Source organism: Fructobacillus sp. ChS1-6f1-1-27, from assembly GCF_059579415.1.
Genome location: NZ_JCAOER010000005.1, coordinates 97,531 through 111,220, shown reverse-complemented (window position 1 = coordinate 111,220; position 13,690 = coordinate 97,531). Strand labels below are relative to the sequence as shown.

The window sequence follows — 13,690 nt, the reverse complement described above, 5'->3', positions numbered from 1 at the left end:
GACTGACACCGATTGAATATCGGGTGTCAGTCCTCAAGGCCGCTCAATGACATGTCCTAATTTTGGGGTTCATATCATTAATGGGTGCTTTTTTAATTAATTAGATTTTAGTCGAATTGACCATCAGCAATCTGGTCCAAGGTATCCCGGGAAGGGATAAAGAATAATTGGCCGGATAAAAGTTCTGAAAATGTTAGTAGGAAGTCTGACTGGTCGACCATGTTTTGCAACATGCCCTTGGTTACGTTCCAGTAGCGGGCATAGCCCATGAAGTAAGTCCCGGTATTGCCGGTGGCGGGGTCTGAGTAGGGGACGTTCATCCGAATAATCTTCTGCTCTTCGCCGTCCTTCTTATATTGCGAAGCCTTATTGTGGGCGTTTTCGTACTTGTCCTCGTCTTCGAGTTCGAGGTCAGAGAACTTTTCACGGCCAACGGCCTTTTCTTGGTGCTCGGTCTTCATCTTGTTCCAGAAATCCATGTTGTGTCGCCACTTTTGGGCAAAGGCGTAAGACCCGTTGATAAAGTCTTCGTCTTCGTCGCCAATGATGGCATAGTCGGCAGAGTCTTCTGGGGCCGGGGCTTCGGTCCCATCGATAAAGCCGATGATGGCCCGGCCTTCAAAGTAACGGAAGCCCTGGGTTGAATCAACCACTTCGGTGATATCTTTCAAGAAATTCATAAACTGAGTCTGAGCTTCAACAACGACCGCTTGGTTATTGGCCCGGATGTGGAAGAACAGGTCGCCTTCGGTCGCTGGCATTTCGTACTTGGGGCCTTTAACACCGGTGAAGTCTTCTAATTCTTTCGGTTTCTTTGAATTTGGAAACAAGAGTGACCAAGCATGATTTGAAAAACCGATTGCTACTTTTAATGTTGATGGGGACCCATCAGGTTGACCGTCGCGAATCCGTAACGAGCGGATAATGGCTTGTGACCGGTCGGCAAAGTCTTCAATCGCCTCTTTCAAATCAGGCTGGGGCAGGTCCTTGAACTTCAAGACCGTAAATTGGACAGATTGTCCAATGTCTTTCCAGACATCTTGGGCAGCTTTAGGGTTGATTGACATAAAAAAATTCCTCACTTCTCCTATTAAATTAGTTTGATTATACTCTTTTTATTGAAAATGAGACTGTTTTCTTAAGAAGTTCAACCTAGTAATTTCTTAGCTGACTTCGTAAAATAAGGGTATGAAAAAAATTACGCGGATTGCCACCCAAAAGCGGGCTGGCCGCTACAATCTGGAATTAGATGGCAAGTTTGCCTTTGGCGTGTCCGAAAACGTTTTAGCTAAGTTTGGCTTGATGAAGGGGCGGGAATTAGACGCCCAGACGATTGCCGCCATTAAAGAGGCTGACTTGGTTGACCAGGGCTTAAAGGTTGCCTTGAATTACCTATCGCCTGCCTTGCGGACGGTTAAGCAGGTCAAAGACCGCTTAATTCAAAAAGAAATCGATCCGACCATCATTGACCAGGTGATTGACCGCTTAGTTGACCAAGAGCTTTTGAATGATGCCGTTTATGCCAAACACTATGTGGCGACCAAGCAGGTCTTTAACCCCAAGGGACCCCGGGGGATTGCCCAAGACTTAAAGCAGGCGGGGGTGAAAGAGGAAGTGATTGAAACGGCCTTGGTTGACTACAGTGAGGAAAGCCAATTAGAAGTGGCCACCAAGCTAGCTGAGAAGGCGGCCCGGACCCACAAACGCGATTCAACGGTGATTTTACAGCGCAAGGTGGCCCAAGCCTTAGCTCAAAAGGGCTTTTCCTTTGACTTGGCCGCCCAGGTAGTCAACGACTTACAAATCGAGCAAGATCCGGATGATGAACAAGAAAATGCGAACCGCCAGGCGGAAAAAATTGCCCGCCGCCAGCAAAAATTAACCCCAAAAGACCGGTACTATAAGGTCAAGGCTAGCCTCTATGTCAAGGGCTTCCGGGGCGAAGTGATTGACCAGGCCTTAAACGAATTGCATTTGCTAGAAGACTAAGGCTAAGTGCTCAGGTGCGGCAGCGCCCGGGTATTTTTAGTCTTTGATTTGTTAGTAGAAAAACACTTTCACTCCTTACTAAGAATTCTAAAATATGGTATAATTGAAAAGGAATTTTTTGTCAGAAAAGTAGGACGAGTGATGATTGTAGATAAGCCAAATCGCGGACCACGTGAAGGGGATGTCATCACGATCAAAAGCTATAAGCATGATGGCTCGTTGCATCGGACTTGGCGCGACACGATGGTGTTGAAGACTAGTGAAAATGCGATCATTGGGTTAAATGACCATACTTTAGTGACGGAGGATAACGGTCGGCGCTGGGTGACCAGGGAGCCGGCCATTGTGTACTTTCATAAAAAGTACTGGTTTAATATTATCGCCATGATCCGCGATAACGGAATATCTTATTACTGTAACTTGGCCTCGCCATACACCCTTGATAAGGAAGCCTTGAAGTACATTGATTACGACTTGGATGTGAAGGTCTTCCCGGATGGCGAAAAGCACTTGCTCGATGCTGACGAGTATGCGGCCCACAGTAAAAAATGGCATTACCCCAAGGAAACTGACCAGATTTTAAAGGCTCATGTCAAAATCCTGGTCGATTGGATCAACAACCAAGAGGGACCCTTTTCACAGGGGTACATTGATGTCTGGTATTCCCGTTACCAATATTTGATGCAGCAGCGGTCAAACGATCGTCGTTGACACGAAAAAAGAACCCATCACTGGGTTCTTTTTTATTTTGAAGTTTGGCCAAGTTACGGTCGGACTTCTTTTCTTTTTTATTAGTAATTTTTTGTATAATAAGGGTATTCGATTTAAGGGAGAGTTTCATGGCAGCCACGATTATTTTGAATCCAGGAGAAGTTGATAGCCGGGCAGTCTTGCTTGACCGAGTTAAGCAGGTTTTAGCTGATAACCCAGCCAAACAAGTCTTTTACGTGGTGCCCAACCACGTCAAGTTTGACGGCGAAGTTGATGTCTTAGCCCGGCTCCGGCAAATGCAGGGGCTCGGCGAAAGCGATACCTACGCCCAGTCCAAAATCCAGGTTTATTCATTGACCCGGCTAGCCTGGCGTTTGCTACAGGACCAAGGAAAAATCCAGCCGCCCGTCTTAGGGGAAGCCGGTCTCTTTGTCTTGGTTTCACAAATCCTAAAGGACCATGAAGACCTTTTGCCAACCTTTGCCCGCCTGCAAGCCAAGCGTGGCTTTGTCCAGACCTTGGTGACCCAGTTAGCTGAACTTCGCGGAGCAGAAATTACGCCTCAGGACTTGCTGTCAATCTTAGACCAGGTTTCTGAAACGGGAGCTGCCACCCCCTTACAAGTTAAAACGTTAAGCCAAAAGCTCCGGGACCTAGCGGTTGTCGCGGACGCCTTTAATGAGGCCCTGGCTGACCAATATATCTTAGCCCAGGAGGCTTTGCCTTTCTTTGCTAGTCAAAGTCAGGACTTGGACCTCACTGACACGGTGATTTTCATGGAGGGCTTTACCGGTTTTACGGCTGGTGAATGGGCCGTTGTGAACTTATTAGTGCAAAAAGCCGACGTGACCTTGGCTATGCTTGGGCAAAAGGACCGACTGGGTTCTGTCCAACCAGGTGACGTTTTTGAAAAACCCTTGAAAACGGTGGCGACCCTGACCCAGTGGGCCCAGGCCCATGGGGTCGAGGTTGACTTGGTTGATGGAACAAATTTGGACGTCAAGGTCGAAGCAAATACTCGGGGGGCCTTACTACCAGCCTGGGAGAAGCTGGGCTCTTACCAGGACCCCAGTGTCCAACCAGCTGTAAAGCCTAATTTACAGGCCTTTGTTGCTGGAAACACGGTGACGGAACTAGAAGAAGTTGCTCGCAGAATTCGCCAGGACTTACAGGAAGATCCGGACTTGAAACTCCGTGATATTTTAGTCTTAGCCCGGGACCTGGGTCCTTATTCTAAGCACTTACCGGTGGTGATGGCCCAGTTTAACCTGGCCTACTTTTTAGATAACGATATTAAAATGGGCAACCACCCCTTGGTGGAATTAGTGACCAAACTCCTTGGCCCTAGTAACCAACTCTTTTTGAGCCAAACAATTTTAACGGTCCTGAAGACCGGCTTTTTGCGACCACAAGTGGAGGGGGACTTGGTCGATAGTAGCGAGTACTTCGAGTCAGTGGCCTACCTCGATAACTACCTGGCAGGTCACCACCCATCCAAGCGGGTCTGGCAAGACGATACAATTTCATTTGAGTTGTTTGGAATTTCTGCTGATGAGGAATCACCCCGGTTTGAACACGATGCCAAAATCAACCGGCGGTTAACGGCCATTAAGCGCTTTACCCACCAGGCCTTGGCTGACTTAGAAGCCGGTTTGGAAAAGGCTCAAACGCTAACTGATGGGGCTCGGTTCTTACTGACCTTCTTTGACAAATACAAGGTCACGACCGCCGTCTTGCAACAGCGGGACCAACTGATTGAAGTTGGGGACTTAGTCAAAGCCCAGCAGGTCATGGAAGTTTGGCAACTCTTTGTCAATATTTTGGACCAGGTTGTCCAGGTGGCTGGGGACCAGGCCTTTGACAAAGAGGTCTTTTTGAACGCCTTGCAGGCTGGCTTTGCCGGTGGAAAGTTTACCGGAATTCCCAACCAGTTGGACCAATTGACGGTCTCAGAAGCAGGAATTGTCCAAAGCCAGTCCTATCAGAATGTTTACTTTATTGGTGGAACACGGGCGGCCTTGCCGGCCCAGGCCAAGAATAAGACGGTCTTGACCGACCAGGACCGCTTGCTGGTCCAACCAGCCTTGGCGGACCAGGAAACGCCGCGGTACCTCCGCCCCAGTGCTGGTGAACAAATGGCTGAGGAAAACTTGGTCTTCTACGGGGCCCTGCAGGCTGGGGCTGATAAAGTGACGCTGTCTTACCCACTCTTAGACCATGATGGCAACCAGCAGGAAATCTCACCTTATTACGCCCGGTTGCTAAATTGGTTTGACGTTGAAGTGGCCAAGGTGACGGGTCGACCAGAATCATTGGCCGACTTGGCTGATAACTACCTAGGGTCTGCCCAGGCGACTCTGTCACAATTGGCGAAGATGAGTGAAATCGACCAAAATAGTGCTGACTTCCAGGCAATGTACCAGGCCTTGGTTGGTGCAGGCCTAAAAGACCAGACGGACCGGGTCTTAGCTAGCCGTCGCTACCAAAACCAGGCAGTCGAAGTGAAGCCCGAACTGGCCCGACAGCTCTTTCATTTGCCACTCCAGGTGTCGATTTCGCAGATTGAAACTTACTATAAGAACCCCTACGAGTACTTCTTGAAGTACGGCTTGTCCTTACAAGAACGGCCTTCTGCCGAATTAGATGCGGCTAAGACTGGGATTATCTACCACGATTTGTTTGAAAAAGTGGTCGGGGACTTAATCCAGAATCACCAGTCGCTCAGGGACTTGGATATCGTCCAAATTAACCGCTTAGTTGACCAAGAGTTAGCCAACCTAGTTCAACGGCCAGAGTTTGCCGAATTAGCTGAAGATGGCCATGGCCAGGTGGTTGCGGACTACTTAGGCCAGGTGGCCAAAGACGACTTACTGAACTTGCAAAAGGCTGCCTCTACTAACCAAAGTGCGCCAGGGGCAGTTGAAAAGACCTTTGGCTTTGCTGCCAAGGGTTTGACCGCTCTTACCCTCAAAAACAAGGATGACAGGGTCACCGTCCGCGGAAAGATTGACCGGTTGGACCGCCAGGATGCAACCGGCCAGTACGGGACTTTGGTTGATTACAAGACCAATGGCAAGACCTTTAAGGTCGCGGATGCCTATGCTGGCTTGCAACTCCAGTTGCTAACTTACTGGCAGGCGGCCCAGCAAAATGCTGGCAAGCTTGGCATTAGTCAGGTGGGCGGGGCCTTCTTTGCCCCAATCAACCCGCAAAAGACCGACTTTGAAAAATTCAAGGGCGATGTGGACGACTTGTTGGCTGGTCAGGTGGATAACCAAAACTTCGAGTACCGGGGCTTGGCGATTGCTGACGAAGCTTACTTGGATGAAATTGAGCGTTTGTCTGAAAAGGAAAGTGCCCAGTTCTACCAGTTGAAGAAAAACGCCAACGGGTCGTTGGCAGCGACTTCGGACACTGTTTCAGAGTCTGACTTTAACTTGTTGCTGGCCCATAACGAGAAGCTCTTATTACAAGCTGCTGGGCAAATTAAGGCCGGCCACTTTCCAATTAAGCCGGTCAAAACCGCCTTGCAGTTCTCAGCCTTTACTGATGTGATTCGCTTTGATAAGGCCTTGGGCGACCAGTACCGGCTTTATGACGGCAATAGCAAGCAGGTCTTAAAGAAACTCCAAGACCAGGCCAAGGCAGCTGAAGTGACAAAGGAGGACCAGGACTAATGGCAAGAAATTATACAGAAAACCAGCAAAAAGCGATTAGCCATGCTGGCCACAATATCTTGGTTGCTGCTTCAGCCGGGTCCGGAAAGACGACGGTGTTGATTGAACGGTTGGTCCAGAAAATCTTGGCTGGCACCCGGGTTGACCAGTTTTTGATTGTGACCTTTACCAATGCGGCTGCGGCGGAAATGAAGGAACGACTGGAAGTAGCGATTAACGAGCAAATTCAGCAGGCCACTGGGGCCCAAAAGCGGTTCTTACTCGAACAGTTGGCCTTGCTGCCAGTGGCGAACGTTTCCACAATTGATTCCTTCGCCTTGAAACTGATTGAAACCTATTACTACAAGCTAGGCTTGGACCCCAGCTACCGGCTTTTGGCCGATGAGGCCGAAGTGGCTTTGCTCAAGCAAGAAGTTGTCCAGGGTGTTTTGGCCGATTATTATGACCAGGACCACCCCGACCACCAAGCCTTTTTGGCCCTGGTGAACAACTTTGCCAACCCGAACCACGATGATGACTTGGTGGAAAAGATCTTGAAGTTGGCTGACTTTGTCGTGGCCCGGCCGGATGGGAATGACTGGCTAAAGAGTCTCGGCAAAGATGACGATGGCCAGACAGCGCTAGCTGACCGGCAAGACTTCCAAGCAGTGGTCAAGCCAAATTTGCTAGCGATTTTGACCCAGGCCCAAGAAGCCTTTGGCCAGGTAGCAACCACGATCGAAGGGGTCGAAGAGCTCGGTAAGACCCACTTGTTCTTCTTGGAAACCGAGGAAGCACTAGCCGGGGCGGTCACCGCTGTGGAAAATGGCTTAGAATTCGATGACTTATCCAAACTGGTCAAGGGCCTGATTGAGCCAAAGTTTCCCCAACAAAAGCGGGGCAAGATTAAGGACGACGCTGATTTAGCGACCGCTTTTGACGAAGCCAAAGCGACTTATAACTACTACTTTGCCAAATCAGGGTCGGTTGGCCTACTAACTAAAATTGCCCAAGAACTCTTTATTATGTCAGAAGACCAGTGGCAACTGGTTAATAGTCGAAGCCGGAAAATGCTTAAGACGCTGGCCCAGGTCACCCAGGCCTTCTTGACAGCCTTTGCCGAGAAAAAACGGAGTGAAAACCTGCTGGACTTTGCCGATGCTGAGCAGTTCTCCTTGCAACTCTTAGAAGACGAAGATGTCCGTGACTTGGTCCAAAGTCAGTTCCAAGAAATCCTAGTCGATGAGTACCAGGATGTGAACCGCCTGCAAGAAACTTTCTTGAAGAAGCTGTCTAACGGTCACAATATGTACATGGTGGGGGATGTGAAGCAGAGTATCTATGGCTTCCGTCAGGCCGATCCCTCGCTTTTTACTGGTAAATACTTTGACTTTGCCAAAGACGATAATAACGATGAACGAATCGAACTGGCCGAAAACTTCCGGTCAGAAAATAATGTGACAACCGTTGTGAACCAAATCTTTACCCAGCTGATGGACCAAGACTTGGGTGATATTCCTTACCAGGATTCGGCCAAGTTGATTGCAGCGGCCTCTTACCCAGACCAAGTGCCACCTGTTTTCGAATTGGATATTATCGAGAAAGCCGCTAAAGATAAGGGTGGCCAGCAGCCCGATGCAAATGATCAAGTTGCCGAAGGTAGTGACGAAGACGAGGCCCAACAAGTTGAAAAGCGGTCTGGCCAATACCACTACTTAGTCCAGAAGATGCAGGACTTAATCGAAAATGGCCAGGTCTATGACCAAAAGGCCGGAGTGATGCGGCCGGTTAAGTATTCGGACATGGCAGTCTTGACCCGGTCAAAGACTGGCTTTATTGAAATGGTCCGCTTGATGGGCCAGGCCAATATCCCAGTCCAAACAACCGGGGCCGGGGACTACTACCAGGCGATGGAAGTTTATTTGACCTTAGACCTATTGAAGGTGGTCGATAACCCCCACCAAGATATCCCGCTAGCAGCGGTTTTGCGGTCGCCAATCTTTGGATTTGATGAGAACCTCTTGGCTGAAGTCCGAATTGCTGACCAAGACCACGACTTTTATACGGCCTTACAGGCCTTTGCCAAAGCTGATGGCCGTGGAAACCGGGTCTTAACCTTGTTTGAAAAGTGGCAACGGTTTGCTCGGCAAAATGACTTAATCGGCTTAGTCTTGTCAATTTACCAAGAAACTGGCTGGTTAGACTATGTTGGTGGCCTCCCAGCCGGGGCCCAGCGCCAGGCAAACCTGCACGCCCTGTACGAAAAGGCGGGTGAGGTCCAAGACAACGGTCAGGCTGGCTTATACGCCTTTGTCCGCTATATTGAAGAAGTTCAAAATAACGGCCGTAAAATTGGTGAAGTTCCCCAAGAATCAGCCGAAGAAGCCGTGACGATGATGACGATCCACGGGTCGAAGGGGCTGGAATTCCCAATTGTTTTCTTGGCTGAAATCGACAAAGAGTTCAACTCAGCCGATATGAATGGAGCGATGGTCGTCCAAAAGGATGCTGGGGTCGGGATTGATTACTTAGAGCCCCACGCCCAGGTTAAAATGCCAACCTTTGACAAGTACATCGTTAAGCAAGCAGTTAAAAAGCAAAACTGGTCGGAAGAAATGCGGCTCTTGTATGTCGCCTTGACCCGGGCCAAGCAGCAGCTCTACCTGCTGGCCACCGTGCCAAATCAAACCGACAAGGAAACTTCTTTGAAGGACTTTTACCAGTTGAGTCGGAAGACTTCCGGCCAGTTCTTAGACCAGCAACTGCGGTTGCGGGCCAAAACTTACTTGGACTGGGTCGTGATGGCCTTTGCTCGCTTGCACCTGCCAGTCTTAACGGACTGGTTGGGAGATGTCGATGTGCCACGGGTTCCATCAGAACAGACACCCAAAGAAAGCCAGATTACGGTGAAGGTGGTACCGGAAGAAGAAACTTTGCCTATCCCAGAAAGCTTGATTGATTACCAACCGGCTAGTGGGCAGGAAAACGTCATCGATGCTGAGATACTCCGTGGCCCAGTTAAGCCAGCACCAGCCCAAGTCGATGGTGACTTAGTTGGTCAAAAGCTGGCCTACCAGTACCCAAGTACTCAGGCTACCAAGACGGCCGCCTACCAGTCGGTTTCTGAAATTAAGCACCTCTTTGAAGACCCTGACCAAAGTCAGTTAGCGGCCTTGGTCTTGGATGATGAGGGGCGGGCAACTAAGGTTGACCAAGGACCAGAAGGCGGTGATAACCAGCAAACCACCCAGGGTGAGCAGGCTGAAAGACAATCAGGTCAGTCAACCAATCAAGCCAGTGATACGACTGGTCAGGTTCTAGATGAAAATGCCTACGTTTTGACAACTGATGAACTGCCAATGCCAGCCTTTACCGAGGATAACCAGGCCAAGCCGGCCCCAACAGCGGTTGGAACGGCAACTCACTTGGTCATGCAACTCGTTGACTTTACTAAGTTGCAAACCGCTGAAAGCCTGCAGCAACTCTTGGACGACTTGGTTGACCAGGGGAAGGTTTTGCCGGAAGTGGCTAACTTGGTTGATTTGGACCAGGTCTTGGCCTTCTTACAGTCTGACTTTGCCCAAGAGATTGCCAGGCATAACCAGACCCTCCACCGGGAGGCGACCTTTGCTATGCTGGTGCCTGCCAACCAGGTCTATCCGGACTTAAACGATAACGCCCCCATTTTGATTCACGGGATTATTGACGGGTACTTCGTTGATGATGTCGCCAAAGAATTAACCCTCTTTGACTACAAGACCGACTATGCCCCCCGTAATCAAGGCCCACGGTTGAAGGAGACGTTGGCGAAATTAAAGAAGCGCTATGCCGGCCAGGTCCGCTTGTACCAAACGGCCCTCCACCAAGAATACCCAGACTATACCGTCAAATACGGCCAGTTGGTCTTGTTATCTGGTCAGTGGCTTTTGGAAATTGATGAACAAAAGGGCGTTGACATGGACAAGGTGACTGGTTATTAATCCGTTTTTATCCGTCAACTTTGTTGTCATTGCCGCTTTTACTTGCTAGAAAACAGGCGTATAATGGCGGCAAGCGGGGCGGACGAGTCTTACTCAGATTGTGCTTGGTTAATTTGCCAGGCCTAACCGGGTCATTTCCTCACCCCAACTTGCAAGGAGACTGACAGTGAAAAACTTTTACGATGTTTTACAGTATTTAAAGACCTATGACGTCTTTATCCATGTTGGCAAACGCCTTTGGGATATTGAAATGGCGGCCTTAGAGGTTGATAACCTTTATGAGGCCAAGGTCTTGTCAGACGCAGACTATAAAACAATGAAAACCATCTTGGCCAAGGAACATGAAGATGAGGCCAAGTTAACCGGTGACTTTAGTGGTCAGGGACTGCAGAATTCACAAGCTTAGTTTAATTTTATTTGTAAGTAGTATTTGTAAAATTAGGCACAAACCCTGGTGTGACAGGGGATGAAAAGAATTTCGCTGATTTTTTGTAAACGCTTGCATAACGGTGCAAGACTTTGTTAAAATAACAGTGTAATCTAAGACACAGGAGGAAGGTTTTCTTCCAAGGATGCGGAAGGGACCAAATCAATATGGCAAAAGATAAATTAATCGGTGTTGACCTTGGTGGAACGACCATCAAGTTTGCAATCTTAACTGATGAAGGTGAAGTCCAACAAAAGTGGTCAATCCAGACCAACGTGTTGGAAGACGGGAGCCATATTGTTCCTGACATCATCGAATCAATCAACCACCACTTGCACTTGTACCAATTAGACCCAGAACGGGTAATCGGAATTGGAATGGGTACTCCTGGAACAGTTGACCGCGCGGCCGGCACTGTTAAGGGGGCTTACAACCTCGGTTGGGCCAATGAAGTGGCTGTTAAGGAACCAATCGAACAGGGAACTGGCTTTCCTTTGACGATTGATAACGATGCCAACGTGGCTGCCTTGGGTGAAGCTTGGAAGGGAGCCGGTAACAACGATGCCGACGTTTCCTTCATCACTTTGGGAACTGGTGTTGGTGGCGGCTTGGTTGCCAACCACGAATTGATCCACGGAATCGCTGGTGCCGGTGGTGAAGTCGGCCACATGATTGTGGAACCAAACGGTTACTTGTGTACTTGTGGGAACCATGGTTGCTTGGAACAATACGCTTCCGCTACTGGGGTGGTCCACTTGGCCCAAGACTTCGCTGAACAATACGTCGGTGAATCACGGTTGAAGAAGATGATTGCTAACGGCGAAGAAGTGACTTCAAAGTTGATCTTCGACCTTGCCAAAGATGGTGACTACTTGGCCAACGAAACTGTTGACAAGTTAGCTTACTACTTGGGTTACGCCGCTGCTTCAATTTCAAATATCTTAAACCCATCAGCCATCGTTATCGGTGGTGGGGTGGCCGCTGCCGGTGAATTCTTGCGCCAACGCGTGGAAAAGAACTGGAACGAATTCGCCTTCCCAACTGTTCGGACTTCAACTGTGGTGAAGTTGGCAGAACTTGGTAATGATGCCGGTGTTATTGGTGCCGCTTCATTGGCTAAGAAGGGCGAATTGGCCGAAATGAAGAAGTAATTCATTTTAAAATTTAGCAAATTAATTAACAACCGGGCAAAAATTGTCCGGTTGTTTTTTCGTCGAATTTGCTAGGACATGGTTGAAATTATGGTAAAATAAAAGAGAACTTTGGTCATTTTTGACCAACATTAAAGGGGGAGTCCGTCATGGAATGGGAAAGCTTTTTTAAGCCTTATACCCAAGCCGTCGCAGAGCTACAAGTTAAGTTAGACCACTTAAGTAGCCACTATTCACAGTCTGGCAAGCCCAGCCCAGTTGAATATGTGACCAGCCGGGTGAAGTCCCAGGCTTCAATTGAAGAAAAGATTGTCCGCCGCCACCTCCACGAAGACCGGTTGGCCCTTGATTTGCAAGACATTGCTGGTCTACGAATCATGACCAAGTATATCGACGATATTTACAAGGTGGTCGAGTTATTGCGGAAGCGGACCGACTTTACAATTGTCGAAGAACGGGACTATGTGATGAACGCCAAGCCTTCCGGTTACCGGTCATACCACATGGTGATTGAATACCCGGTTCAGATGCTGGAAGGTGAGCACAAGGTCTTGGCCGAAATCCAAATCCGGACCTTAGCCATGAACTTCTGGTCAACGATTGAGCACGACTTACGCTATAAGCACGGCGAAATTTCAGCAGAAATGGCTGCAGAGTTAACCGAAATCTCAGAGCAAACCTTCTCGCTCGAACAGCGGGTGGCTGAGATTAAGGCCCAAGATTAAAAGATATTGACGAAGCCGGGTTTGTGCCCGGCTTTTCTTACAAAGGACAAGGGAGTTTTATTCTTTAATGAAAGTCGCTTTATACCACAATGACCAGGACCAATCGCTTGCGATTGTGGCCCAATTAGAAGAAAAGTTGGCCCAAAAGGGCTTTGAAATCGACCAAATTAATCCGGACCTCGTGATTTCGGTCGGTGGGGATGGAACCTTACTGGGGGCCTTCCACCACTATATTGAGGGCAAAGACGACCGGCGGTTTATCGGACTTCACACTGGCCACTTAGGCTTTTATACCGACTGGCTGGGTTCCGAAGTTGACGACCTGGTTGATAGTCTCTGCAAGGGGTCTGGCCAAACCGTCTCTTACCCGCTGTTAAAGTTTACGACGGTGGCCAAGGATGGAACTCGCAAGGAGTACCTGGCCTTAAACGAAGCGACGATTAAGCAGCCGGTGGGAACTCTGGTGGCCGACATCTACCTCGGTGACCACCTCTTTGAAGGGTTCCGGGGCGATGGGGTTGCCATTTCGACCCCAACCGGGTCAACTGCCTATAACAAGGCCAATGGCGGAGCAGTCTTACACCCATCTTTGAAGGCGATTCAGATGTCAGAGATTGCTTCGATTAACAACCGGGTCTTCCGGACTCTGGGGTCACCGTTGATTGTGCCGGCCGGTGAAAAAATCACGGTCAAGCCCAAGCGGGATTCATTCTTGATGACCTGCGACCAACTGGAAATCCTGGCTGAAGACGTGGTTGAGGTTGAATTTGAGGTGGCCAAGAAAGAAGTCCACTTCGATTCTTACCGCCACGTTGATTTTTGGACCCGGGTCCAACAGGCCTTTATTTCAGAAACGGGTGAAAAGCGGGATGACTAGGGCTTGGCCCTGAGGACTGGTGGCTGACCTGGTCAGACCTCAGTCCCGTACCGCTGGCTGTCACCGGCGGACGCTGATTTTTAAAGTAAAACGATCGAATTTGAACAAGTAGAAGGGAAGACTGGTGGGCTTGCATTTGCCAAAGGGGCCTGATTGAAGCAGCGCCTAGGTGAA

General features: G+C 49.2%; 9 protein-coding genes. 8 read left to right on the top strand and 1 reads right to left on the bottom strand.

What is annotated here, in order from left to right; translation table 11 throughout:
- Positions 1-107 precede the first annotated feature (107 nt).
- Positions 108-1,067, bottom strand: a complete 960-nt coding sequence (locus AC5162_RS04090; RefSeq protein WP_496533980.1) for a Dyp-type peroxidase — start codon at positions 1,065-1,067, stop codon at positions 108-110.
- 121 nt (positions 1,068-1,188) lie between these two features.
- Between AC5162_RS04090 and recX the strand changes: the two genes are divergently transcribed.
- The 8 genes from recX to AC5162_RS04050 all read left to right on the top strand — a co-directional run bounded on the left by recX (position 1,189) and on the right by AC5162_RS04050 (position 13,516).
- Positions 1,189-1,989 carry a recombination regulator RecX gene (gene recX, locus AC5162_RS04085; RefSeq protein ID WP_496533979.1) on the top strand — a complete coding sequence of 267 codons (801 nt, stop codon included), beginning with the start codon at positions 1,189-1,191 and terminating at the stop codon, positions 1,987-1,989.
- A 141-nt stretch (positions 1,990-2,130) separates the two neighbouring features.
- Positions 2,131-2,700: a nucleoside tri-diphosphate phosphatase gene (gene ntdP / locus AC5162_RS04080; protein ID WP_496533978.1), complete on the top strand. Its 570-nt coding sequence runs from the start codon at positions 2,131-2,133 to the stop codon at positions 2,698-2,700.
- Between the two features lie 128 nt (positions 2,701-2,828).
- Positions 2,829-6,377: a PD-(D/E)XK nuclease family protein gene (locus AC5162_RS04075; RefSeq protein WP_496533977.1), complete on the top strand. Its 3,549-nt coding sequence runs from the start codon at positions 2,829-2,831 to the stop codon at positions 6,375-6,377.
- Positions 6,377-10,336 (top strand): helicase-exonuclease AddAB subunit AddA, encoded by a 3,960-nt coding sequence (addA, locus tag AC5162_RS04070; RefSeq protein ID WP_496533976.1) that lies wholly within the window; start codon positions 6,377-6,379, stop codon positions 10,334-10,336. The genes AC5162_RS04075 and addA overlap by 1 nt, the downstream gene beginning before the upstream one ends.
- A 166-nt stretch (positions 10,337-10,502) precedes the next feature.
- Complete coding sequence (locus AC5162_RS04065) at positions 10,503-10,742, top strand: YqgQ family protein (RefSeq protein ID WP_496533975.1); 240 nt, start codon at positions 10,503-10,505, stop codon at positions 10,740-10,742.
- 188 nt (positions 10,743-10,930) lie between these two features.
- On the top strand, positions 10,931-11,914 hold the full coding sequence (locus AC5162_RS04060) for an ROK family glucokinase (protein WP_496533974.1): 984 nt from the start codon (positions 10,931-10,933) through the stop codon (positions 11,912-11,914).
- Positions 11,915-12,063: 149 nt separating this feature from the next.
- Positions 12,064-12,639 carry a GTP pyrophosphokinase gene (locus AC5162_RS04055; RefSeq protein ID WP_496533973.1) on the top strand — a complete coding sequence of 192 codons (576 nt, stop codon included), beginning with the start codon at positions 12,064-12,066 and terminating at the stop codon, positions 12,637-12,639.
- Between the two features lie 67 nt (positions 12,640-12,706).
- Positions 12,707-13,516: an NAD kinase gene (locus AC5162_RS04050; protein ID WP_496533972.1), complete on the top strand. Its 810-nt coding sequence runs from the start codon at positions 12,707-12,709 to the stop codon at positions 13,514-13,516.
- Positions 13,517-13,690 lie beyond the last annotated feature (174 nt).

Coding starts and splice junctions, on each gene's coding strand:
- AC5162_RS04090 (WP_496533980.1), bottom strand. CDS start 1,067: ATGTCAATCAACCCTAAAGCTGCCCAAGATGTCTGGAAAGACATTGGA.
- addA (WP_496533976.1), top strand. CDS start 6,377: ATGGCAAGAAATTATACAGAAAACCAGCAAAAAGCGATTAGCCATGCT.
- recX (WP_496533979.1), top strand. CDS start 1,189: ATGAAAAAAATTACGCGGATTGCCACCCAAAAGCGGGCTGGCCGCTAC.
- AC5162_RS04060 (WP_496533974.1), top strand. CDS start 10,931: ATGGCAAAAGATAAATTAATCGGTGTTGACCTTGGTGGAACGACCATC.
- AC5162_RS04055 (WP_496533973.1), top strand. CDS start 12,064: ATGGAATGGGAAAGCTTTTTTAAGCCTTATACCCAAGCCGTCGCAGAG.
- ntdP (WP_496533978.1), top strand. CDS start 2,131: ATGATTGTAGATAAGCCAAATCGCGGACCACGTGAAGGGGATGTCATC.
- AC5162_RS04050 (WP_496533972.1), top strand. CDS start 12,707: ATGAAAGTCGCTTTATACCACAATGACCAGGACCAATCGCTTGCGATT.
- AC5162_RS04075 (WP_496533977.1), top strand. CDS start 2,829: ATGGCAGCCACGATTATTTTGAATCCAGGAGAAGTTGATAGCCGGGCA.